20 protein-coding genes and 3 pseudogenes are annotated in these 22,715 nt (G+C 64.9%); 5 read left to right on the top strand and 18 right to left on the bottom strand.

Going from position 1 to position 22,715, the window contains the following annotated elements; genetic code table 11:
- From ACKOB8_RS00450 to ACKOB8_RS00430, 5 genes are all read right to left on the bottom strand, one after another.
- Window positions 1-222 (bottom strand): hypothetical protein (locus ACKOB8_RS00450; protein WP_526374521.1); only part of this gene is annotated, 222 nt, incomplete at its 3' end.
- A 47-nt stretch (window positions 223-269) separates the two neighbouring features.
- Window positions 270-905: a serine hydrolase domain-containing protein gene (locus ACKOB8_RS00445; protein ID WP_526374519.1), complete on the bottom strand. Its 636-nt coding sequence runs from the start codon at window positions 903-905 to the stop codon at window positions 270-272.
- A 750-nt stretch (window positions 906-1,655) separates the two neighbouring features.
- Complete coding sequence (locus ACKOB8_RS00440; RefSeq protein ID WP_526374517.1) at window positions 1,656-3,104, bottom strand: flavin monoamine oxidase family protein; 1,449 nt, start codon at window positions 3,102-3,104, stop codon at window positions 1,656-1,658.
- Window positions 3,105-3,544: 440 nt separating this feature from the next.
- Window positions 3,545-4,057: a hydrogenase maturation protease gene (locus ACKOB8_RS00435; RefSeq protein ID WP_526374515.1), complete on the bottom strand. Its 513-nt coding sequence runs from the start codon at window positions 4,055-4,057 to the stop codon at window positions 3,545-3,547.
- Entirely contained in the window at window positions 4,041-4,643 is a 603-nt protein-coding gene (locus ACKOB8_RS00430; RefSeq protein ID WP_526374513.1) for a nickel-dependent hydrogenase large subunit, read from the bottom strand. Before ACKOB8_RS00430 ends, ACKOB8_RS00435 begins: the two co-directional genes overlap by 17 nt.
- A gap of 46 nt (window positions 4,644-4,689) precedes the next feature.
- Between ACKOB8_RS00430 and ACKOB8_RS00425 the strand changes: the two genes are divergently transcribed.
- On the top strand, window positions 4,690-5,022 hold the full coding sequence (locus ACKOB8_RS00425) for a transposase (RefSeq protein ID WP_526374511.1): 333 nt from the start codon (window positions 4,690-4,692) through the stop codon (window positions 5,020-5,022).
- Window positions 5,023-5,450: 428 nt separating this feature from the next.
- Here the strand turns inward: ACKOB8_RS00425 and ACKOB8_RS00420 are convergent, their stop codons facing one another.
- Window positions 5,451-6,920 (bottom strand): flavin monoamine oxidase family protein, encoded by a 1,470-nt coding sequence (locus ACKOB8_RS00420; RefSeq protein ID WP_526374509.1) that lies wholly within the window; start codon window positions 6,918-6,920, stop codon window positions 5,451-5,453.
- Window positions 6,921-7,517: 597 nt separating this feature from the next.
- Here ACKOB8_RS00420 and ACKOB8_RS00415 point away from each other — a divergent pair.
- Together ACKOB8_RS00415 and ACKOB8_RS00410 are read left to right on the top strand one after the other, a co-directional pair.
- On the top strand, window positions 7,518-7,850 hold the full coding sequence (locus ACKOB8_RS00415) for a hypothetical protein (RefSeq protein WP_526374507.1): 333 nt from the start codon (window positions 7,518-7,520) through the stop codon (window positions 7,848-7,850).
- 335 nt (window positions 7,851-8,185) lie between these two features.
- Window positions 8,186-8,503, top strand: coding sequence for a hypothetical protein (locus tag ACKOB8_RS00410; RefSeq protein WP_526374505.1), 318 nt, complete (start codon window positions 8,186-8,188; stop codon window positions 8,501-8,503).
- 47 nt (window positions 8,504-8,550) lie between these two features.
- Here the strand turns inward: ACKOB8_RS00410 and ACKOB8_RS00405 are convergent, their stop codons facing one another.
- From ACKOB8_RS00405 to ACKOB8_RS00390, 4 genes and pseudogenes are all read right to left on the bottom strand, one after another.
- A complete protein-coding gene (locus tag ACKOB8_RS00405) occupies window positions 8,551-9,045 on the bottom strand; it encodes a hypothetical protein (RefSeq protein WP_526374503.1) in 495 nt (164 codons plus the stop codon).
- 368 nt (window positions 9,046-9,413) lie between these two features.
- Window positions 9,414-9,626, bottom strand: a pseudogene (locus ACKOB8_RS00400) (HoxN/HupN/NixA family nickel/cobalt transporter); the annotation flags it as partial.
- 256 nt (window positions 9,627-9,882) lie between these two features.
- On the bottom strand, window positions 9,883-10,335 hold the full coding sequence (locus ACKOB8_RS00395; protein WP_526374501.1) for a nuclear transport factor 2 family protein: 453 nt from the start codon (window positions 10,333-10,335) through the stop codon (window positions 9,883-9,885).
- Window positions 10,336-10,378: 43 nt separating this feature from the next.
- On the bottom strand, window positions 10,379-11,014 hold the full coding sequence (locus tag ACKOB8_RS00390; protein WP_526374499.1) for a TetR/AcrR family transcriptional regulator: 636 nt from the start codon (window positions 11,012-11,014) through the stop codon (window positions 10,379-10,381).
- A 617-nt stretch (window positions 11,015-11,631) separates the two neighbouring features.
- Between ACKOB8_RS00390 and ACKOB8_RS00385 the strand changes: the two genes are divergently transcribed.
- Window positions 11,632-11,973, top strand: coding sequence for a hypothetical protein (locus ACKOB8_RS00385; protein WP_526374497.1), 342 nt, complete (start codon window positions 11,632-11,634; stop codon window positions 11,971-11,973).
- Between the two features lie 55 nt (window positions 11,974-12,028).
- On the opposite strand, the gene ACKOB8_RS00380 is transcribed toward ACKOB8_RS00385, so the two are convergent.
- Window positions 12,029-13,213, bottom strand: coding sequence for an arginase family protein (locus tag ACKOB8_RS00380; protein WP_526374495.1), 1,185 nt, complete (start codon window positions 13,211-13,213; stop codon window positions 12,029-12,031).
- 527 nt (window positions 13,214-13,740) lie between these two features.
- On the opposite strand from ACKOB8_RS00380, the pseudogene ACKOB8_RS00375 reads away from it, so the two are divergent.
- Window positions 13,741-13,959: pseudogene (locus tag ACKOB8_RS00375) on the top strand (PIN domain-containing protein); the annotation flags it as partial.
- Window positions 13,960-14,089: 130 nt separating this feature from the next.
- On the opposite strand, the pseudogene tet(V) reads toward ACKOB8_RS00375, so the two are convergent.
- The 7 genes and pseudogenes from tet(V) to ACKOB8_RS00340 all read right to left on the bottom strand — a co-directional run bounded on the left by tet(V) (window position 14,090) and on the right by ACKOB8_RS00340 (window position 22,667).
- Window positions 14,090-15,398 (bottom strand): annotated as a pseudogene (gene tet(V) / locus ACKOB8_RS00370) (tetracycline efflux MFS transporter Tet(V)).
- Between the two features lie 390 nt (window positions 15,399-15,788).
- Window positions 15,789-18,869 carry a replicative DNA helicase gene (locus tag ACKOB8_RS00365; RefSeq protein ID WP_526374493.1) on the bottom strand — a complete coding sequence of 1,027 codons (3,081 nt, stop codon included), beginning with the start codon at window positions 18,867-18,869 and terminating at the stop codon, window positions 15,789-15,791.
- A 444-nt stretch (window positions 18,870-19,313) separates the two neighbouring features.
- Window positions 19,314-19,772: a 50S ribosomal protein L9 gene (gene rplI, locus ACKOB8_RS00360; protein WP_526374491.1), complete on the bottom strand. Its 459-nt coding sequence runs from the start codon at window positions 19,770-19,772 to the stop codon at window positions 19,314-19,316.
- A 16-nt stretch (window positions 19,773-19,788) separates the two neighbouring features.
- Complete coding sequence (rpsR, locus tag ACKOB8_RS00355; protein WP_526374489.1) at window positions 19,789-20,043, bottom strand: 30S ribosomal protein S18; 255 nt, start codon at window positions 20,041-20,043, stop codon at window positions 19,789-19,791.
- A 20-nt stretch (window positions 20,044-20,063) separates the two neighbouring features.
- Window positions 20,064-20,579 carry a single-stranded DNA-binding protein gene (locus ACKOB8_RS00350; protein WP_526374487.1) on the bottom strand — a complete coding sequence of 172 codons (516 nt, stop codon included), beginning with the start codon at window positions 20,577-20,579 and terminating at the stop codon, window positions 20,064-20,066.
- A 64-nt stretch (window positions 20,580-20,643) separates the two neighbouring features.
- Window positions 20,644-20,934, bottom strand: a complete 291-nt coding sequence (gene rpsF / locus ACKOB8_RS00345) for a 30S ribosomal protein S6 (protein WP_526374485.1) — start codon at window positions 20,932-20,934, stop codon at window positions 20,644-20,646.
- A gap of 83 nt (window positions 20,935-21,017) precedes the next feature.
- The gene (locus ACKOB8_RS00340; RefSeq protein WP_526374523.1) at window positions 21,018-22,667 is read right to left on the bottom strand and encodes a glycosyltransferase family 87 protein; all 1,650 of its coding nucleotides are present in this window, start codon (window positions 22,665-22,667) and stop codon (window positions 21,018-21,020) included.
- Window positions 22,668-22,715 lie beyond the last annotated feature (48 nt).

Here is a 22,715-nt window from a genome sequence, read left to right as displayed (position 1 = left end):
GGGCGCGTAGAAGGCGATGGGCGCCGTGAGCGTGACGTAGACGAGCTTCCTCTCTGGTATAGGGAAGAACTCGAGGAAGACCCGCGTCGATCCGCGGTCGATGGTCAGACGTCCCCGCTGGTCGAGACCGATCTCGGTCTCGCGCAGGAGCAGCGTCAGGACCTTCTGCCGGGCGGCGTCGACCGCCGCCTCGGCATCCCAATTGGCTTGCTCGTCCGTCATGGGGCGTACTCTACTGAGCGCGCACCCCCGTGGGGTCGCCAACGCCCTCAATACAGAGCCCGAAGTGCCGGACGCTGCCACCTGCCGCGATCGTGCCGCCCCAGGAGGGAGCCACGACGTTGACGAGCCGGCCGGTCACCACGACGGTGCCGCTCCACTACGAAGCGGCTCAGCGCGTCGGAGTCGTCCCCGGTATCAATGAAGTCGTCGCCGTACCAGCCGGCGGTGTGCTCGAGCAGGTTCTGCACCGTGACCCTCGCCGCGACCTGTTCATCGCTGCACCGCAGACCCCGCAGGTAGCGTCGCACCGGAGCCTGCAGTTGCAGCTTGCCGTCGTCGATCAGACGCCAGATCGCCGTCGCGGTGTAGGTCTTGGTCAACGATCCGATCTGAAAGAGCGTCTCCGGGGTGACCGGACGCCGCGTCGACAGGCTGGCCAGCCCGACGGTGGCGTGCTCTTCGCGTCCGCCGGAGAGGATGCCCAGGGCGGCGCCGGGGATGCGCGCCGAACGCATCGCCGCCACCAGCGCCTCGGTCACGGCGCGGAATTGCGGGGACGCGTCGGGGGCCAGCCCTACCGGAAGCGGGGTCTCCCGCGGCGGGGGTGTGCTCGCGGCGGGCTCGGCGGGCTCGGTCGCCCGGTCGGCGCACCCGGCGGCGGTCGCGGCCAGTAGGAGCAACATCCCCCGCCGGGAGATCCTGGCATGCGCACTGTATGCCAGCTGGCAGCGTTTCACCGAAGCTGGTTTTTCTTGTGGGCGAGTCCACGATGAGTGCTCGCCGTTTGGGTGGAGTCTCCATCCTCGAAAGCTGCAACACCCAGCGATCCGGGTACTTATCCCTTGCCAGTACGGATCCGAGCGCCCGGCGAAACTCACTCCAAGCCGTCTCCACCCGTTGTCCTGTTGGACAACGGGTGGACATTCGGGATGAGAATCGGAAACGCAACGTGAGAACTCACAGCCGCTGTAGGTTCTCAAATCCCATGTCATCTGTCGACAGTGTGACCTGCGGTTCCGTCGGCTGTCTCACGCTGTGTCATTCCTGGTTTGTCTCATGGAGCATGTCATTTCCTAGGCGAATGAAGCCCGGACCGGTGCGGCGCCTCGGCGAGCATCGGTGCTTGCCCAGTCACGCCGCGACGAATCGTCACTGTGACATCGTTATGCGCAGGATGCTTCTGGGCGATTCCTTGTCCAAGTGTATTGCTGCACAACACGTTCCAGGGCTGATGGACCCTGGCTGGGCCTAGCTATAGCTATAGTTAGGACCGAACGGCTACCCATTCCTGGTGTTTGTCCCCGGTTGGTCATCGAAAAGCCCTTCGTAAGTCTTCTCAGCGATAGTGGTATCACACGACAGCAAACACCAAGAAGAAATTGTCTGCTTATTGAAAACAGACGCCTATGGACGAGCCTGCGAAGGAATACAATTCAAAGCAGCGCCTGAACGGCTGCCGCCGAATCTTCACCAGCCTGCAGGGCTCCGTGGATATAGCCAGGCCATGCCGTACTGACCTCAGTTCCGGCCCAGAAAATCCTGCCGAAAGGCTGACGAAGAGATGCGCCAAATTGCGTCCAGGTACCTGGTGTATAGAAGGTGGAGTAAGCACCTCCAATCCAAGGATTTTCAGGCCAATTCCCTTCGTGATATTCAAGAACTGCATCTCGAGCTGGAGAACCAAGCAATTTTGCAAGGTCTTGAAGAACAGCCTCACGACGTTCGCTTAAAGAAAGAGCTCCATATTTTGTAGCAGCTTCACCTGTCAGAAAAGTCGCCAAGACACCTGGGCTTCCAGGCTTCGGATTCGTTGAATCGGCAACAAGTTCAACTGCATCGAGTTTACCAATCGCGTTACCAGACAGTCCTTTCTCCCGCCACCAGGGAGTGTCATAAACAACAAGCACCTTGATGAGGGAACCCATCGGCGAGCGCTGGGTCAACTGATCGCGCGCAGGAGGCAAGGGTGGCGTGTAGTGAATACGACCCGTCAGATGGGGAGGCATGGCAATAATCACCGCTTTACCCCTGTAGACATTCTTCGATGTTCTAACTACAACACCTGAATTTGAGTGCTCAATCAAGAGCGCCGGCTCATTCAAATGAATGGTTCCCTTAGGGAGAGCAGCAGCAAGCCTCTCCGGAAATTGCCCCGCCCCTCCATCAAAGAGCATCGCTTCAGGGGTTTCACTCTGGGGTGACACGCGCTGAGCCCAAGCGAAGTGAAGCATCGATGCTGAGCCAGATTCAAAGGCACCATTACCGCCCCAGTTACGAGCGATGACATCCGTCCACCATGCAGCCATGGGGGTCCGAGCATTGCGCTCTAGCCAAGTCGCAATCGTCATCGTGTCTAAAGCCCTTGCTTCGGGGTGAGTCCAGGGTGCTGCTGGATTGACACTCTTAGCGATATGTTCAATTTTCAACCACGTTGCAACAACATCATCCCGTTCTGCCTTAGACACATTGAGGGCAGGCCAGTCCTTCGCAAGGTCAAGCTTGTTGTAGGGGGTGGATGGCCAGGCATAGTTATGTCGACTTATCTTTCCCTCATAAAAGAATGTATCCTTACCACCAACTGGAATTGGGAAGGTTGAGATTTTCAGCTGTTTCGCATACTCCAATGTCTTGGTCTGCGTTTGGCCCACCCACTGACCACCCAGATCAACCCACCCAGGTACTGCATCAGACGAACTGCGCCCAGCAGAACCAACCTGCAGGCGCTGCAAACGACCACCAATCTTGTCCTGAGCCTCTAAGACAACGGTTGTGCGTCCTCGCTTACTCAGTTGAAGCGCTGCCGTGAGCCCCGATACACCACCTCCAACAATAACAACATCAACCAGTTTAATTTGATCTAAGTTCTCTTCAGAGGCAGACACAGGCAAAACATCTTCCGCTTGGGCACTCAGTCCTGACACCACGCCGACAGCCGCTCCAGTACTAGCCAAAAAGCCTCGTCGATTCATGCAAATCTAGTGGTTTTAAAGAATAGCAGGACCGCGGAAGTGCTGCGTCGTCGCGATTGAAGACCGGGAACCCGATCAAGTAGGTGCCGACCTGGGAGACGGAGTACGTAGCTGTCCGCCACCCTGTCGAGCCATAGGAATTGGCCTTGCCCAACTCCCGAAGCCGCGGTCGGGCGGCGAGTGTCGCCCTGATTTCGGCGTTCTGAGCCGCGGTCAGGTCCATCGCCGCGGTTGCTTGGCTGAAACCTCCACCGCGACAGGGCATCACGACCCACTACTGACTGCTACCGAATCGGTGGATCCAGGCCTAAGTCTAAGCGAACGGCCACATCTCTCTCCTTGTGCCTCCGTGGTCACCGACCACTCATCGAGCCCAGCTGGTCCGTGCCGGCACCGTCTAGATATTTCAATGAATCGCAGAGGTTCTGTTCGGCCGGCTCGGTGAGCCCCATCTGCAATTCCCAGTCGTAGCCGCGGATCGCCAGCAGATAGACTTCGGGAACGTAACCAAAGCAATTCCTTGCAGTCGCCAGGATCGACTGAACCGAGATTGCATGCGAGGTGAAACTGAAATCCAGCATCGGTTCCGGGCGGGTCAGCGAGAAGCAAGAAACGGCCGGATCTTTCGTCGCGTCGACAAACAGGACCCGCGCGAATCTGCTGATCAGTTCGGCGTCTTCGAAGTTGAGCTGATAGTTACGGTGCAGCATTGCGTGCGACGGGGGCCGGCGAGCCTCAAGTCGGTCGATGAACGCCCAGCCCAGTCCGTCGTCGCGTCGTCCGACATTGCCGATGCCGTAGACCAGTGAAGAAGGGTCGTCGAGGAACTCGAAGGTGGGAAACGGCGGCTCAGCGCACGCGCTCACTGAGCACCCGGCCTCTCGGGTCGACCACCGCAACCTTCAAGGGCATCTGCCCCAAAGCGCGTGTGGCACAACTCAAGCAGGGATCGTAGGCTCGTATGCCCACTTCGACGGCGTTCATCATGCCTTCGGTGATCTCTGCCTGACCACCGAGATAGTCTTCTGCCACACTGCGTATCGTCCGGTTGAGCACCTGGTTGTTCTGGGTGGTGGCGACGATGAGGTTGGCGAACGTCACATTTCCTTCGCGAGCGGCCCGGTAATGGTGCAGCAGACTGCCGCGCGGCGCCTCCACCACTCCGACTCCCTCACCAGTCCAGGCGTCGGCCGGGGGCGTGACCACCAGGTCGTCTTTCTGGATATCCGGATCCAGCAGCAAATCTCTGACGATCTCGGCGGCGTGGATGATCTCGATCGTTCGGGCCCAATTCGTGTGTAAAGTCATGTTGTTCGCTCGTCCGCTTGTATACGCGTGGAACTTCTCCAGCGCCTGCGCAGCCAGCGGTGTCGACAGGGTCTGGGTGACGTTCATCCGCGCGAGCGGGCCGACCCGCACCGAGCCCGGGACTTGACCCCATGTGTTGGACACGCTCAATCCCTGGATGTTCTTGGGGGAAGCGAGATGATCCAACGCGATGGCAAGGAAAAACTATCCAGACGAGTTCAAGCGTGACGCGGTCGCGCTGTACCAGGACACCGAGGGTGCGACGATCACGGTGATCGCCGCCGAGCTCGGTGTCGGTGAGGCGACGCTGTCGGCGTGGTGCAAGGTCGCCGGGGTGGCGATCCGGCACGGCAAACCCGCGGCGGCGGCGCAGCTGGCCCACGGCATCGAGACGGCTGAGCAGGAGCTGGCCCGGCTGCGGGCGGAGAACGAGGCGTTACGCGCCACGGCGGCCCGGTTGTCCACCGAGCGGGACATTCTGCGGTCGGCGGCGAAGTATTTCGCCGGGGAGACGAACTGGTGAGCCGCTTCCAGTTCGTCGCCGACCACCTGCACGCCTTCGAGGTGAAGTGGCTGTGTGCGGTCGTGGAGGTCGCACGTTCGTCGTTCTACGCGTGGTTGGCCGGCGCTGAGGGCCGAGCCGCCGACCGGCAATTTTCTGCAGCTTGGGGTGACTCTAGGAAGCTGACCAGGCGACCTCACCGGACGACACCCGCCGGCCTTTCAAACTCGCTGGTCAAGCCACCCGAGCTTGTGGATGCGGGCCAGCCGAGCCTCGCGGATTAAGGGTAAAAACACGTCCTGAACTGGGCCGATGACAGGTCCCCAGCGCCTTGTGCGGAGCGGTTTCTACGAACTGCGAGCACTGAGGTCACGAACTCGGAAAGAGCTCGTGACCTTTGTGTTTGGGGGCGGATCGACCCTTCAGATGTGTTAGTGGCGGATCGACCCTCAGAGCCGTTTGATGACGGCTCCGGCCGCAGACTTGCCGGCCTGCACCGCCCCTTCGAAATACCCGGTCCAGCGGCTCAACGAGCTCTCGGCGCCGGCCCAGTGAATCCGCCCGACGGGTTCGGCGATCGCCGGGCCGTAGGTCATCAGGGTGTTGGGCGCCAGGATGGCGTTGTACGCGCCGCCCGTCCACTTCTCCGCCGGCCAGTTCATCTCGGAGAACTCCGCCGGGCTGGCCGCGTCGACGCCGAAGTAGGCGACGAAAGCGGTGAGCACTACCTTCTTGCGTTCCTCCTCGGACGTACCGGTTAGGCGAACCGCGTCGGGCCCGCTTGCGAAGCCGGTCAGGATTCCGGGTTTGCCGCTCGGCGGTGAACTGTCGCCGGTCGCCAGGATCGGTTGGTCGCTGACCGTCGCGCCGCTTAGCCCCTTGCTCCGCCACCAAGCCGTCGGGTAGACCGCCGCGAACTTGATGATCGAACCCATCGGGGCGCGCTGGGTGAATTGCAGCCGTTGGGCGGGCATCGGCGGGTTGTAGTCGATCGCCCCGGCCAGGTACGGCGGGGTCGCCACGATGGCGTAGGCCGCTCGATACTCACCGGCGCTGGTCGTCACCGTCACCGCGGAGGCGTCCTGGTCGATGCGACTGACGGGCTGTCCGAGCCGAATGATGTCCCCGAGCTCCTTGGCGAGGAGTTCGGGGATCTGCCCGGCGCCGCCCTCGAAGAGCCACCTCTCGGGGTCTTCGTCATCGGGCCCTGCGGCGTAGGCGTCGAGGGCGAACAGCATCGAGGCGGCGTCGGGGTCGCCGCCCAGGTCATTGAGGATCCGGTGTTTGAGGGAGAACCGGGCAAACTCGGACTGCGTTGCGGTCGCGAGCCATGCGGAGACCGTCTGCGCATCGAGTTCGGCGGCGCCGGCGCTCATCCACGGACGATCGGCGTCGACGGCTCTGGACATGGCCTGGAATTCCTCCCACACCCGGTTCGCTTCGGCGACGTCGGTGGGCGAGACCTGAGGCAGCGGGTTGGCAGGAGGGAAGGAATCCTCGATGGTCGACACGGTGCCGCCGTAGTCGACGGTCGTGCGGCCCTTGTTGTAGAAGTCGAAGTGCTTGACGCCCAGGGAGTCGGCCAGCTCGAGGACACCGACGTGGGTGGGGCCGATCCATTGACCGCCCAGGTCGATCCACCCGTCCTCGATGACCGACTTGCGGACCATCCGGCCCCCGACGCGCTCGCGTGCCTCCAGCACAAGGGATTTCTTGCCCTGCCGCACGAGTTCGCGCGCCGCGCACAGTCCCGACAGGCCCGCGCCTACGACAATGACGTCCGCCGAATCGTTGACGCCGTCACCCCTGTCTTCTTTGTCACCGCTCTTCTTGTTGTCACCGCATGCCGCCAGCGCGGCGGCGCCGAGACCCGCAGCACCCGCTCCCGCCAGCAAGCGCCGACAACTCACTGCGTTCATAGCTCCTCCTGCGGGATGAGGCCGGCCATGCGGCCCAGGCATGAGGCAAAGTTACCCGAACCGGTGGCACCGGGTGGTCCTTCGCCGGCTGCGCCCGCGCCGCTGAAAGCCCAGTTCACCCGAGTTCAGGGGGTGATCTCCCCGCACAAACCTGCCTGGGAACCGCGGATGACGATGAGGATAGATGTCGACGACTGAGGCCCTGCTGATCCGCGACGCCCATCTTCTCGATCCCGCCTCAGGGTTTCTGAGTGATCGGTCCTGGATCGAAGTCTCCGGCGGGCTCATCGCGGATTCTGGGACCGGGTCACCGCCGAGCCCGTCCCCTGACACGCGGGCGACACGGTGCTGCCGGGCCTGGTGGACGCACACGTTCACGGGCAGGTCGTCCACCGACGCCCCGGGAAAGAACGACACCACCTCGGCGGCGGTCTGCCGGTGGTCGTAGTAGTCGATCTCCGGGAGATGTCCTGGCGGGTCTGAGGCAATGCCCGCCTGCAACGGAACCGAGAGGTCGACGAACCGGCGGGTCATGGGCGTGATCGTACGGCGCGGGTGGCCGCCCCCGCTGGTCTCGAAGGTGGTCTAATCGCGTCCATGGCGTCGTCGAGCGGTCCAGCGATCCCGGGTTCGCCCGCCGACGTCACCGCCGACTGGGTCTCGCAGGTGCTCAGCGCCGGCGACCGCACCGTCGTGGTCGACCGCGTCGGTGTCAGCCCGATCGGAACCGGCCAGACCGGAGCCACCTACCGGCTCGCCGTCGGATACGCCGGGGAGCACGCCGACCTCGCGGACTCGTTCGTCATCAAGCTGCCGGCGCAGGAGGACGCGGTGCGGGAGCGGGTGGCGTTGAGCTACCGCTCCGAGCACGCGTTCTACACCGGAGTTGCCGCGACGGTGTCGGTGCCACTTCCCCGCTGCTACTACTGAACCGGATCCGGTGTCGTAGAGCAGCCCGCTTACCGCCGCCGCATCGTCGGCGCCCGTCGGCAGGACGAACGGCACCCCACCCCAGCCCCCCAAGGAACCGAAGTTCACCAGGGTGCAACCTGCGTATCGGTCCGATGAAACCGGACTCCCTCGGAGCCAACGAGACCGCGCCTAACGGGCCGCGGAACCCTGCCTGGCCACCCCGAAAACCCTGTGGAATTCAGCCAAAATCCCGGTGGAATGACCCCATCACTACCGAGGGTGACCACCCAAGACGAACTGCTCGTGCGTTCCCATGCCTCCTGGAGGGCGTTTGCGGGGCGCACAATCTCCTTGTGGGCACCTCCAGCATTGACCACTGGGTCATCACCCTGAGCTACAGGCATCCCGGGTTGACCTGCGCTCACATGGATTCGTGGGAAGACGGCCTTGCCAACCTCGACGGGACGGTCGCCGCAAATCCGGTCGCTGGAACCGTGAGTATCACGCTGCACGTGGAGTCCGTATCTCGAGCCGCCGCCTTCAGCACAGCGTATGAACGTGCCGCCATCACAGGCCTGCAACCGATCGCGGCCGAGGTCGTCTCCTGGGCTGAGCACGACGACCGCGCCGCGATGTTCAGCGGTATCGGCGCCCAGACGCGTTCGATGTGAATTCCACGCCGAGTTGCACGGTCTGCTCGTCACGAGTTCCAGTGCAGCTAGCACTCCCCCGGGTGAACCGTCTCGCAGCGCCGATTGATCGCTGCTGCCTCATGAATGGAGGCCTTGAGCTCGTCGTATGTGCAGCGGTGCGCACCGAGGGCTTTCAGCGCTCCCAGCCGAATCGTCCTCTGCGTCGGAACTTGTCGGTCGAGTTCGCTCGTGGACAGCACATAAAATGTCCACTGCGCCATGTCGAGCGGGTCGATATGCTCCCGGTCCACACCCTCGAGCAGACAGAAGACGTACACATCGGCGCTTCGCTTCGCGCTGGCCGCAGAGGTGTTGGTGCGGGCGTCCCAGCCCCTTGCGGGGCGGATGCCGAACGTGATCTCTGAAATCCGGCCTTGCTCCCACGTTTGCACGTAGGCAGCCGATTTCACTTCTACCCCGACACCGTCGATCTCGAGGTCGTAGCGGTCCCACTCCACGCGCTTCGTGTCGTCAAGGCCGAGTGCCTTGGCCAGCGGTGATGAGAACCCGAACCAGGCCACCCAGGCAGGCCGCGCCCGAGAAGGCCGCGACGAAATGGCCGACACCCTCGACCACGCTCGTGGCCGAGGCCGGAGAGAAAACGCTCGCTGAATACGCCGCGACAGCGGCCGACATTCGGAATGAGAATCGGACACGCAATGTGAGAACCTACAGAACTGTAGGTTCCGCTTTCCGGTGGCGAACCGACCCTTCGGTGAACTGCAGTTTCAATGATTTTCCGCTCAACGTGGCGAAGGGGTTTTTCCGCTTTTCGTGGCGAATCCGAGAATCGTACGGTTGTCCAGTCTTCCTGGTTGGTTGATCGTCATGCCTCGAGTCGTGCGCGGACGCTGGAGAGCTTGCTGCGGAGGTCGTCCTCGGTGATCAACCCGTCGACGGTGTCCATCAGAGTCATACCGGCCGCGAACAGGATCGGCAGAGTCAACACCGCGTACCAGGGCAGGCCCGCGGCGGCGCCGGTGCCGGCCAGGGCGAGCAGGGCGACTTCGGTGGCGGTGTCGAACCCCAGCCCGAAGAGCACCCCGACGCCGAACATCTGGGTGGGGTGTTTGATGCGTTTCATGATCGGGCGCAGAATCCGCGCGAGCAGAACACCATGGCCTCTAGGCCGGTCACAAGGGAGTCGAGCTCCTCCGGAGTTGTTGTCCGCCCATGACCGCTGGGAATCTGATGTTGCCGGGTAACCCGGCTCCAATCGGCATCAGCTTCCCTCGACGAATGGCTGAGCCTGCGTAAATCCTCAACGTGCACCGGCCTGATGGACTTCTTCAGATATCGGTAGGCAAGGGACGTAAGACTTTCGGCTGTGGTGCAGGTCGCGGCTCGATCCTCGTTGGTCAACGAAACAGGCCGGCCAATCGGCGGGCGATGTATGCAGATGCGTGGTTTATCGGGATGATTCGCGTTTTCATCCAGTTCGATTTGCGAACGATCTTCCCGTCCTCGAGTTCGAACAAGTCAATGCCCTCGATTTCGAGCGGTGACTTCTTGGCGTGGCCGTCCAGGACGAATGTCCATTTGGCGACTACCGTGTCGCCGTCCACGACGAGTACGGGGTTTCTGAAGGTGCAGCGCGGAGTAGCGATGAATATCTTTTCGAACGCGCGCCGAATGTCGGCCCGGCCCTCGAAACGCTTTCCGTGGGCGGCATTGCCGCTGAATTGATCATAGGAACAGTCCCGGGCGAAAGTCGCCATGATCGCATCGAGGTCGTGCCGGACGAAGCCGTCAAACTGTGCTTGGACTACGGAACGGTTCGTGGTCTCGCGGGTGTCTTCTGTCGTTTTCATGAGATGGTCCCTTTCGTTGTTGAGTTGGCAGGAAATCGCTATTTCACGCGGTGATCAAATTGGGGAGCGGAGCGTCGGCCTTTGACGAAGTTCGTAGACCAACGGATCCGGAGACGAACATCCAGAGCTGATCGACGACGGTTGCGGCTGGCGGTCGGGGGTCTCGAATCAAGCACACGGTTACGACAGCGTTGGTGCCTCCGAGGGTGGCCGCGGCCAGATACTCGGGGTCGCGGTCGGCTGGTATCTCGCCGTCGCGCTGGCCCTGGGCCATGTTTTGGGCACCCGTCTTGCTGAGCTCCTGAACCCAACGCCCGCGGGCCGTCGCAAGTTCGCCCTCGCCCAATCCGGCCAGAATCACTGGCGCCACCGGCTCGCGATAAAGGAAATCGACCCAGTCGGTGATGCGCTGCCGCTCTCGTTGAGCCCACGTTGGAGCGTCATAGACGCGCAGCGCGATGGAGTCGCAGAATCGCTGATAGAAGGCATCCACCACCGCTACGAGCAGTCCTGTGCGAGTACCGAAATAGCGATACGGCAATCCCGCGCTCACCCCGGCACGTCGGGCGACCGCAGCCACTTCGAACGACCCAGTACTGGCCAACTCCTGCGTGGCAGCCTCAATGAGCCGCTCACGCGCCCGTACTCCCCTGGCGGTTCTTACCGATTCCGCAGCCATCGCACGATACTAAGTTGAGTTCAGCTCAATTACAAGCGGCACGGGAATTGCCTCCAAGTCCAGGTTCGCTCGGGTTCCTTCGCCGTCCGGCTCGACCCGGAAATCCACTGACAACGCCGCTGGCTTCAAATCTTGCGCGGCAATAACCCGCTCTTCACCATCCGCAGGTCGGTAGGCCACGACCGCGGAACTCAAATCCACCCGAACGGGACCCTGCTGCATCACGTGCTCCGCGCGGTAAGGCATCTACCGCAAGTTCAGCGTGGCACTACAGATCGCGCACCGTCAATACTCCGCTAGCCAAGCTAACAAGATTCCTGTCGCATTCGCCATCGGTATGACACGAAATCTGGAATTACGACAACGAAGTGTGGAACCTACAAGTACTGTAGGTTCCGCTTCCAGTTGGCGAATCGTCACGGCGGTGAGCACTGCGTTCGGGCCTCTTCCGCTCTGCTTGGCGAACTGGATTTTCCGCTTTTCGTGGCGAATCCGAGAACCGTACGGTTGTGCGGAATCAATTGCACCACGGATGTCAGTCGCTCACCGGCTTGAGCGGAGTCGGTGCATGCTCTGCGCGAACAACCCGACAGCTGAGCATCACGCTTCCGAACGACATGGCCGAAGCCCTGCGTGACAGAGTCGCCGCCGGCGAGTACGCCAGCGAGAGCGAGGTGATCCGGGAAGGGGCGCTGTTCGCCCGGGATCGCGCCGTAGAAGCCGGGCTCTCGACCGAGGTGACCGTGGCTTATGACGCCGCGGTCGCGGATGCGAGCCGAACAGTTTCCGCACAAGCGGTGCGGGCGCGCATCGCCCGCGGAGCAGGCCAAAGGCGTGTGACGTTCGGCGTCGCCTTCACACCGGAGGCCCAGGAACAGACCGTTGTACTGGCCTCAACCGTTACATCGCCGCTGCTGGGTCTCCGGAATCCGCTGCGCAATAAACGGATTCGATCGTAGCGTTCTGCGCATGCACTGCCGGAAATTCGCGGCGGACTGTCGTGTCGGCCCTCTGTTACACGCCGTGGTCGAGCCGCCGTGGGTCGATGTATAAAGGGTCGGTGATGCCTTGCCGGCGGGCGGCGAGGCCGGCCAGCAGCGAGCGGATCAAGCGGTCGACGAGGACGCCCGTCGTCTGGTGTGCGTCGTCGAGCAGCGGGTTGTATTCGATGAAATCGGCCGCCACGAGTTCGCTGTTGATGGCTAGGGCGCGCACGAGCTGGAGGGCCTGGGAAGCGGTGAGGCCGTCGGGATCTTGGGTTCCCACGCCCGGCGCGTAGGCCGGGGAGATGGCGTCGACGTCGAACGACAGGTAGACCATGCGTCCCTTGACTTCGTTGAGGATTCGTCGCAGCGCGGCATCCCAGCCGACCGTGTCGATTTCCGCCTGGAAGTGCGTGCGGACCTTCTTCTCGCGCAACCAGGAGAGGTTGGCCTCCGACGGGCCCTGCCCACGGAGGCCGAACTGCACGAGGTCATCGCCCTTCAGCAGGCCGGTGTCGATGGCCACCTTGAGGAATGAACCATTGTGGATGGTGCGCCCGAGGTCAGCGATGTAGGTGTCGACGTGGGCGTCGACATGCAGGAGCATAATCCGCCCCGGCCCGTACTTACTGGCCAGTGCGGTCACGTAGCCGTAGGACTGAAGATGCGTGCCGCCGACGCCGATCGGGATGGTGTCGGCAGCGAGTATCTCCGATATGACTCGGTGAACCTCTTCAAGTGAGCGTTCGTTCTGCAAGGCGTACGAAGCGATGTTGCCGTAGTCGGCGACTCGCAGGGCGCCCCAGTCAACCCCGAGGAACTGGTCGGTGCCGCCCGGAGGAAAGCTCATCCAGTCGCGCAGGGTGCGCATCTCGTTGGCGGCGAACCGGGCACCCGGGACGGGGTTGTCGTCGATCGTGAGCCCTACAAGAGCGGCATCGACCCTGCCTGCCTTCAGGTCGGCGGTGTTCATGGCCAATGGCGCGCCGAGGAACGAGGGAAATCCGCCCATCGGCATGACGCCGCCGGCGTAGCGCTGCGGGTTGAACAGGCCGGGCTCGCGGCGGGGATCAGAAGAGGTGTCGCGACGTGTCGTCATTGCTTCACGTTGGACACCTAGACGATTCACCGTGGGATCGTCGGGGTCGCGCCACGGCCACCAATGCGCTGGGACGGCATCGTCGATGAGCCGGTCGTTAGCCTTCCCGTGCTCCATTTTGGCAAGCTAACAGACACATGCAGCCCGCTGTAGACAGTTGAGGTGAGCGCGGCTACGAGTTGGCAGCGCTCCCGCATCGAGGCAGAGCGCGGGGGTGTGCGGTCCAGATCTCCGGTGGGTCTCAGGTCCGGGGCCGCAGCCGAAGCCCCTCGGCGACCCAGCCGACGTTGCCCTCGCCGTCGCGGACAAAGGGTATCCGCATCCCGGCGACGACCCCGAGGTCCTTGTCGAGGAAGGTGACCGGCTCCGGCCCCTCCGGGACCGGCTCGGCGATGTCGGCCTGCCACGAACCCGGTGCGGGAGTCAGTGTGCTGCTGCGCTGCAGAGCTGCTCGCCGTGGCGAAACGCAAGCGCTGACCGTTCGCGCCGCCTGAAGGAATCGCCCACGTGTATCGCGCTGTCCTCGACACCTGCGCCCTTGTGCCGTCCGTGTTCGAGGGGCTCGGGCTTGCCGATGCTGGAATAGTCGTCTCAGTCGGCACTGTGTTGACTACCGAGGACGTCCGGCCGTTGGACGACGAGGCGTGACGACGCTTCTGGACGCGAACGTGCTGATCGCACTGGTCGTGTTCGACCACGTCCATCACGACCCGGCGGAAAGCTGGTTTGCCGAACTCGACGACTCGTTCGCCACCTGTCCGATCACCCAGGGCAGCCTTGTTCGACTTCTCTTCAGACAGGGGCAGAACGCACAGGACGCCCGAGCGGTCGTCATCGCGCTGACCCAAAGCCCGCGGCATGAATTCTGGCCCGAGTCATCGTATTCAACGATTTCGAGCTCTACGGCGTTACCCGCTCCGACCGTTGAGCACGGGCAAAAGATGACCGTCATTCTCGTGACCGTCGACGGTTTGCGGCCGGATTGCCTCTCGCTCAGTGGTGGGAGCCCAGCGGGTGGGCGATCTCGTCGCGGGGCATCCGCGCCGCGAGGAGCGCCACCGCGGCCAACGCGAGGGGCAGTGTTCCCGCGGCCGCGAAAACAAGCTGCACCGGAACGACTTTCGACAGCGGACCGGCAAGTGCCATCGACAACGGCATGAACGCCAAAGAGACGAAGAAGTCGAGGCTGGCGACCCGGCCGAGCATATGGGCGGGCACCCGGCGCTGCAGCAACGTGCCCCAGATGACCATGCCGGCCCCGCTGGCCAGCCCGACGGTGAACAGGGCGATGGCCATCACCGGGAACGACCCCGTCGCGCCGACGACCGCCAGCGGCAGCGAGCCGACCGACCAGAGCGTCATCATGACCGTCAGGTAGCGGCGCGGCAGCGCCCGGATGGACACCGCAAGCGCGCCCACTGCGCTGCCCAGACCGTAGGCGGCGAGCACGAATCCGTAGGCCTGGCCCCCGTGGATGAACCGCTGCCGGGCGATGAACGGAAGCAGAACATCCATCGGGCCGAGTGCCAGCAGTACCCACATGCTGGCGAACAGCAGGGTCCACAACAGCCAACGCGTCCGCAGGACGAACAGGAACCCGTCCCGTAGATCCGCCAGCGGATGCGGCTTTCCGCGGTCGGCGTCCTCGGCCGGGTTCTCAGCGCGCTCGGGGCGCAGCGCCACCAACAGGATCAGGCCGACCAGGAACAACACCGTCACCGCCGTGCTGCCCCACGCCGGGAGAGTCGCGCCGACCAGGACACCGGCGAACGCCGGCCCGATCGCCTGGCCCAGGGTGGGACGGATCATCCCCTCAATCCCATTGGCCGCCAGCAGGTTCTGCCGGCGGCAGGATGCGCGGCAGGTAGGCGCTGTAGGCGGGGAAGAAGAACGCCGCCCCTGCGCCGAGTACGGCCGAGGCCACCGCCATGTGCCACAGCCGTAATCCACCGAGCATTCCGAGCCCGGCCACCGCGCCGACGGCGGCGACGTTGACCGCCTCGACGGTGATGATGATGGCGCGCTGGGGCACCCGGTCGGCCACGATGCCGCCGACGAGGATGAAGGCCAGCATGCCCCCGGCCAGGCACGTCGCGACGAGCGACAGCGCGGCGGGATCGTCGGCCAACTCGATGACCTGCAGCGCCATCACCACGGTCCACATGCCCTCGGCGAAGACGAAGATCGAGACCGCGGCGATCAGTAGCCGGAACTCGCGGAAGCGCAGCGGTGCGAGCACCCGCCAGCCGCGGGGGGTTCCCGCGAGCTGTTCCACATCGAACGGAGTGCTCACCCTTCCCATCGTCGCCGACCGGTGGCGGGGAGTCGAATGAATTACGGGTCGGTTCCACTCGGTGCGACGTCAGATGTCTTCGTGAGCGGCCTGAAAGTCCTCAACGTGCTGGGCGACCCCTGAGGCATCCTCGAATCGCGCCACATGGAACAGCGCATCACCCTCTTCACCCGCCGCTGGTCGGTAGGCCACGACCGCGGAATTCAAGTCCACCTTCAAGGGACTCTTCATCGCTTGCTCCGCGCGGTGAGACAACCACCGCAGCCTTCAGCGTGGCACTTCCGGCCAGCACCGTCAACCAAAGGCTAGCCCAGCTAAACACTTTCCGGCGGATCCGCCATCATTCCGCCAACGAAACCGGAATTCCGCCATCGAAAAGCGGAACCTACAAGAACGCCGCTACTGCCGCGCCATGTTCGTAAACCGCGACAGGTGCAGCTGATGGGCGACGGTGATGGTCTTGGTAGGCCCATTGCGGTGCTTGCCGAGGATCAGATCTGCCTCGCCGCCGCGCGGATCGTCGCGCTCGAAAGCGTCCGGGCGATGCAGCAAAATGACCATGTCAGCATCTTGTTCAAGGCTGTTGTGGACTGAAATCCCCTGCGCCACAAAGTTATGCGTGCCGTCCACGGTTCCATCATAGACGTCATGGTGGCCGATGCTGGTGATCTCGACAACCCGATCCCAGAACACGTCACTGGTGGCCAGATCGTGGAGATGAGCGTCATTGAGTACCGCGGCCACCTTGTGTAGCCGGGAACGGCCGGGAGCGCGTTTCCACATGGTAGAGCCACCGAACTTGACCCCCATGGCAACGGCGAACTCGCGGTGCGCCATCCCCCGGTCCTGGAGTGCATTTTTGACGTCTCGCCATACGGTGACTGGAACCGTATCGGAATTGGCTCTGCGCGTCACGAGTTCAAGTTGCGCAATGACTTGATGTGCAGCGATCTCTTTCGCACCGTTTACGCCAACGTGACGAAGGAATCGCAACTGGTTTTCGGCACCCTGGATCTTCAGGTGCCAGCAATCGCGGTAGCCCGTTTTGCGGGCCCGATAGATCCGGACGTTCACGCCCAACCGCAGCAGCAACTGGGACACATCGTCAATCAGGCGCCGGCTGGTGGACGCGTAGTACACCCGCCCCTGCCCCTGCTTGGAATCCCATCGCACCGAACCGTCCGTCGCCCACAGATGCCGCAGGAACAGCGCCACCTGATCGTTGGGCAGCGCAAACACCTCGGCGGGAACGAACTTCTCGTAGCTGCGCTTGCCGAACAGTCCCAGCCGGTCGAGCCACGCGGCGATCGGGTTGCGCTTGCCGTGGGTCAGTCGGTACGGGGCCGGCAGCCGCAGGGTGGTCACCCGCGCGGCCTGGTAGTCGTCGCGGATCGGCGTGATGCCGAAGTGTCCGGCCGCCTGCGCCACCGCGGCGAGGTTCTGCTGGTCGATACTGGCGTAGCGGATCGGCTGGTTGCGCACACAGGACCCGTCGCCGATCATGTGCGCGAGCAGCACGACTTCGGAGTCCGGAAGCCGGGTGGTGTGCACGGGCTCGGGCACCCGACGGGGCACCGCGACTCGCGAGCCGACCGTGAGCTCCCCCAGCGGCGTCCACCCGTCGAAGGTCATGAACGGATGGTTAGCGGTCGCCTCGACCTCCCGGCCCGATGCGAGCCGGAGCTTGAAGACCTCCTTGTGCCCGCTGGGGAAGACGTTGGTCATCGGCCGGGCCACCATCCGCTTGCGCTCGTCGAGTGACCACACCAGCGGCCGCTCCCCGGTGCGCAGCAACTCCCCGAAGGTCACCTCGGCGCCGGTGTCGGCGCGCAGGATCCGGGTGGAGGCGGTCAGGCAGCCGGACTCGCGCAGATCGGACACCATCGGCTTCTTGTCGGTGCGCTGCTCGGGCCCGCGGTTGAGCTGGCTGATCGCGACCACCGGAACTTCGAGCTCCTTGGCGAGCAGCTTGATGTTGCGGGAGAACTCCGAGACTTCCTGCTGGCGGTTCTCGAACTTCTTGCCCGAGGTCATCAATTGCATGTAGTCGATGACGATCAGGCGCAGGTCGGACTTTTGGGTCAGCCGGCGCGCCTTGGCGCGGATCTCCATCATGGTCAGGTTTGGCGAGTCGTCGATGAACAGCGGCGCCTCGCTGATCTCACTCATCCGCCGGGCGAGCCGCGTCCAGTCGTCGTCGCTCATCCGGCCCGAGCGCATGTCGGCGAGCTTGATCTTGGCCTCCGCCGAGAGCAGCCGCATCACGATCTCGGACTTGCTCATCTCCAGCGAGAAAATCACGCTGGCCATGCGGTTCTTGATCGAGCACGAGCGCAGGAAGTCCAGCCCGAGGGTGGAGTTGTGCGTCGGGACCATCGAGCGGGCGGCAAGGTACAGGTGGTCGTCGCTGTCGACCTCGACGCAGCGCACCGGCACGCTCTCGACGGCGCGCACCTCGGTGACGCCGAAAGCGACCGGGAGCGGACTGCCCGCGCCGACGAGATGGCGGACACCCGCTCCGCTCACCACGTCGGCACCGGCGCGCAACGATGCGGTGGTGCGCACGCCGCGCAGCGTCGGCCACTGGTGTGCGGCGTCGGCGACGATGACGGTGCCGTCGGAGAACTCCACCTCGTAGCAGGGCCGCCCGAGCATGATCTCGGTGGCCGCGACGACGCGGGTGGGTGCGCCGTCGGCACCGAGCAACTCGTCGCCGACCGCGACGTCACCCATCCGGGTCCAGCCGTTCGGAGTCGGCAGCGGCGTATCGAGAGCCAGCGCCTTGCCGACACCCGGCCGCGCCGCGACGATGATCATCTGACCCGGGTGCAGCCCGTTGGTCACCTCGTCGAGTTCGGTGAACCCGGTAGGCACCCCGCGCGCCAGCCCGCCGCCGGAGGCGATCGCGTCGATCTCGTCCATCGTCGGCTGCAGCAGCGACTCCAGCGGGACGAAGTCCTCGGAGGTGCGCCGCTCGGTGACGTCGTAGATCTCCGACTGGGCGCGGTCGACGACCTCGTCGACGTCGGCGCCCTCCGCCCCGGCGTAGCCGTACTGCACCACCCGGGTGCCGGCCTCCACCAGCCGGCGCAGCAGGGCCTTCTCGGCGACGATGCCCGCGTAGTAGCCGGCGTTGGCGGCGGTGGGCACCGTGGAGATCAGGGTGTGCAGATACGGGGCTCCGCCGATGCGGCGCAGCAGCCCGCGGCGGTCCAGTTCGGCGGCGACGGTGACCGGGTCGGCCGGCTCGCCGCGACCGTAGAGGTCGAGGATCGCGTCGTAGACGTTCTGGTGGGCGGGACGGTAGAAGTCGCCGGGGCGCAGCCGCTCCAGCACGTCGGCGATGGCGTCCTTGCTCAGCAGCATCCCGCCCAGCACGGACTGCTCGGCGACGAGATCCTGCGGGGGCTGACGGGTGAAGTCCTCGACCGGAACCGGGGATGCCGATCCGGACTGACCGAGGTCATCGACGACCGCCATCTGGTCCGCCCGCCTCCCTTCCTAACCAGCCCTGCCGACCGCGTCGAACGTAGGTTCGACGGGCTGTCCGCCACGGTAGGGCAGCGCTCCGACAACCCGGTCTCTTCGGGCCGGAGCGAACGTTAGACGTTGCTGGAGGCCAGACAAACCGGGGTTGTTCATGAACCTGTTGGTGGCTTGTGGATAGCCGTCGGTAACGGTGTTGGTGCCTTGGGGAATACCTGTGGATCACTGTGCAGTTGCGTCGCATCACCCGACGTAAACGCACAGTAGAACCCGCTGGGGATTGTGGATGACAAGTCGGTCGGCGTGTCGGCCCAGGTTGCCGTTTCGGGCGTGTTGCGTTTCGCGATCGAAAGGGCTCGGTAAACGCCGGGTTACGTTCGCTGGGGCGCACCGCCGCGCGGAGGTTCGCCAGCGTGCCGGGGTTTCCCCGCGGGGGGTTTAGTTACCGGCGGCGACGTCGACGGTGACTTCGGCCTCCACCTCGGGATGCAGGTGGATGACGACCGCGTGGGACCCCAGCTCCCTGATGTGGGCGCTGGGCATCCGGACGATCCGCTTGTCGATGTTCGGGCCGCCGGCCTTCTTGATCGCCACGACCACGTCGTTGGCCGTCACCGAGCCGAACAGCTTGCCGGAGTCGGCCGCGACCTTGACCGCCAGCGCGACCGGGCTGACCGCCAGCAGGGCGGCCTTGATCTCGTCGGCGTGCTCACGGTCGTGGACCGCCTTGGCCTCCCGGGCCCGGCGGATCTCGTCGGCCTGCTTCTGGGCGCCGCGGGAGGCCACGATGGCCAGCCCGCGCGGCAGCAGGTAGTTGCGGCCGTAGCCGTCTTTGACCTCGACGGTGTCACCGGGCGACCCCAGGTGGTCGACCTCGGCGGTGAGGATCAGCTTCATTGTCGCTCCGTTCGGTCTAGCGCGTCGCCGAGGTGAACGGCAGCAAGGCGACCTCGCGGGCGTTCTTCACGGCGATCGCGATGTCGCGCTGGTGCTGCACGCAGTTGCCGGTCACCCGACGTGCCCGGATCTTGCCCCGCTCGCTGATGTAGGTGCGCAGCAGCGCGGTGTCCTTGTAGTCGATCACCTGCGCCTTCTTCGAGCAGAACACGCACTTGCGGGTCTTGACCGGCTTGTCCGGCAGCGGACGCCGCTTGGTGGGTTTGGGCATCTGTCAGTCTCTTTCGTCGGTCAGAAGGGGGGTTCGTCGTCGGAGCCGCTGAACGAGCCGGACGCCGGTGCGCTGCCCCAGGGATCCTCCTGGGACTCGGTGGCCGCCGGCCGCGATCCGCCGCCGCCGCCGGAGGAGGAGCCGCCGCCGAATCCGCCACCGCCGCCGCCGCGGCTGGCCTTGTTCACCTTGGCCGTGGCGTAGCGAAGCGAGGGTCCGATCTCGTCGACCTCGACCTCGACGACGGTGCGCTTCTCGCCCTCGCGGGTCTCGAAGGACCGCTGCTTGAGCCGGCCCGTCACGATCACCCGGGCGCCCCGGGTGAGGCTCTCGGCCACGTTCTCGGCGGCCTCGCGCCAGATGTTGCAGCGCAGGAACAGCGCCTCGCCGTCCTTCCACTCCCCGCTCTGGCGGTCGTAGATGCGCGGGGTCGAGGCGACGGTGAAGTTGGCGACCGCCGCGCCTGACGCGGTGAAGCGAAGTTCGGGATCGGCGGTTAGGTTTCCGACGACGGTGATGATCGTGTCACCGGCCATTGGGTCCTCCTGGGATTCGGTTTGAGCGCCGCGAGGGATGCCGCGAGGGATCCCCGGTCGTCGCTCAGTGCTTGTCTGTCCTGACCACTTTGGTCCGCAGCACCGACTCGTTCAGGTTGAGCTGGCGGTCGAGCTCGGACACGGTGGCCGGAGCCGCCTTGATGTCCAGGACGGCATAGATGCCCTCGGCGTGCTTGGAGATTTCGTAGGCCAGCCGCCGGCGGCCCCAGATGTCGACCTTGTCGACGGTGCCGCCGTCGCTGCGGACCACGTTGAGGAACGTGTCCAGCGAGGGCGCCACGGTGCGCTCATCGAGGGTCGGGTCAAGGATGACCATGATTTCGTAGGGACGCATAAGACCTCACCACCTCCTATGGTCTGCAGCGGCCACGGTCGGTCCGTGGCAGGAGGATCGCCTGCGTCGGCAACCGGCCTAGGCTACCGCAGGGCAGGCTGATCAGCGAAATCAGTGCCGGCGGCCAGCTCCGCTGGGTCGGCGGCGGGCCGCAGCCGACGCGGCCACCACGTCGGGAAGGCGTCGGGGGCGCCGTCGAGCACGCCGCCGCACGGGTCGTCGATCCGGCCCCGCCAGCGCACCAGGTCCTGATCCGGACGGTAGATCTGGCGGATCACCAGGACGATGAGGGCGACCACGGCCAGGTCGCGCACCAGCACCGTGGTGGTGAACCACTGCTGGGGCAGGCCCTTGTTGTCTTCGCCGAACAGGTAGAACATCCGGGGCACCCAGACCAGGGCGTCGATGGTCATCCACGCCAGCAGCACCCGCCGGTGCGGCAGCGCCAGCACCGCCAGCGGCACCAGCCACAGCGAGAACTGCGGACTCCAGACCTTGTTGACCAGAAGGAACATCGCCACCAGCAGGAAGGCCAGCTGGGCCACCCGGGGCCGCCGCGGTGCGGTCCAGCCGATGTAGGCCACCGCCGCCAGGCACCCCGCGAACAGGACGCCGACCACCGAGTTGAGGATCACCGGGGGCTGCCAGAACCCGAGGTTGGCGTCGAACCCGCGCCAGCCGGTGAAGGACTTGACGACGTTGTAGAGCGAGTCCATGTCGGCGTCGCGCCGGGCGTTGAGCCGGAAGAATTCCGACCAGCCGCGCGGATAGAGCAGCATCACCGGTGCGTTGACGACCAGCCAGGTGCCCGCCGCGACGGCGGTGGTGCGCACCGCGTCCCTCAGCCGGCCGGCCCGCAGCGCCAGCACGAGCAGCACCACCAGCAGCAGCGCGGGGTAGAGCTTGGCGGCCACCCCCAGGCCGAGGAGCACCCCGGCCCAGCCGGGGCGGCGGCGCGCCCACGCCAGCAGGCCCCCGGCGGCCAGCGCGGTGGCCAGCGCGTCGAAGTTGGTGAAGATCTGGAAGATCAGGATCGGCGAGGCGGCCACCAGCGCGGCGTCCCAGATGCGCCTTCCGGCGAGCAGCGCGGTGGCCCACACCGTCGCCAGCCACGCCAGGGCCAACCCGAAGGCCGCGATGTTGAAGAACATCACCACCTCGGCGACACCGGAGAGCGCGGGCAGCGCGGTCTTCGTGGCGACCAGGGTGTAGGTCTTGGCCAGCGACATCGACAGGTACTGGTAGACCCCGGTCAGCACCGGGTACTCCATGTGGCGCACGGCGGGCCGGCCGTCGAACTGCGTCTGGGGCCGGCCCGCGGAGTCCCTCTCCAGCCAGCTCGACTTGTAGGGGAACTTGCCGCTGCTGAGCAGCTCCGCACCGTAGAGCGGCACGGTGTCGGAGTAGCACAGCTCGTAGTAGGCGCGCTGGTTCTGCCAGTTGGCCACCCGCTGATCGGGTGTCCCGGTGCCGATGGTCTGCAGGCAGGGCGCCTTGGTCGACCAGCCCAGGGCCAGCAGCACCAGCGCCACCAGGAACATCACCCGCACCGGGGTCAGCACCCGGGTGCGGCCGATCAGCGCGTGCCGCCCGACCGGCCCGCCGGCGGCCCCGCACAGCGCGGCCGCCAGGACGTCGTTGCGGCTGGGCAGGTCGCGGTCCGCGACGCTGCGCCGGTCCTCGGCCAGCGGCAGGGGCGACACCGGGTGGGCGTCGTCCGCGAGCGCGGTCACGGGGGCGGCGGCGGAGGCGGCGGAGCGTTGACGTCCCCCGGCGGCGGA

The sequence above is a fragment of the Mycobacterium sp. genome, assembly GCF_046091765.1.
Taxonomy (GTDB): Bacteria; Actinomycetota; Actinomycetes; order Mycobacteriales; family Mycobacteriaceae; genus Mycobacterium.
The sequence above is the reverse complement of the archived record's forward strand: the minus strand, read 5'-3'. Positions and strand labels throughout refer to the sequence as shown.